Below are 280 nucleotides of genomic sequence, written 5' to 3'. Positions count from 1 at the left end.
TAATAATGCCATTGAGAACAAGATCAGACCGATAGCCTTAGGTCGGAAAAACTACCTGTTCGCAGGGTCCCATGATGCAGCACAGCGGGCAGCAATGATTTACTCGTTCTTTGCCATGTGCAAGATCGAAGATGTTAATCCTCAACAGTGGCTCAAATATGTCTTTGACCATATCATGGACACAAACATCCAAAAAATAAAAGAACTCCTACCGAAAAACTACAAACTTTCCCTAGAAATAAATCAGGATAAGTAAAGATGCGGTTGCTCGGGGGGATAC

At 42.1% G+C, this 280-nt stretch carries 1 protein-coding gene; it reads left to right on the top strand.

The window, feature by feature from the left end; translation table 11 throughout:
- Nucleotides 1-256: transposase domain-containing protein (locus tag O0V13_RS21590; RefSeq protein ID WP_268037087.1), on the top strand; the 256-nt coding region annotated here is incomplete at its 5' end.
- Nucleotides 257-280 lie beyond the last annotated feature (24 nt).

Source organism: Algoriphagus sp. PAP.12, from assembly GCF_026652115.1.
In the GTDB taxonomy this organism is placed as follows: domain Bacteria; phylum Bacteroidota; class Bacteroidia; order Cytophagales; family Cyclobacteriaceae; genus Algoriphagus.
Note: the sequence above shows the minus strand (reverse complement) of the source record. Positions and strands in the feature narration are given on the sequence as shown.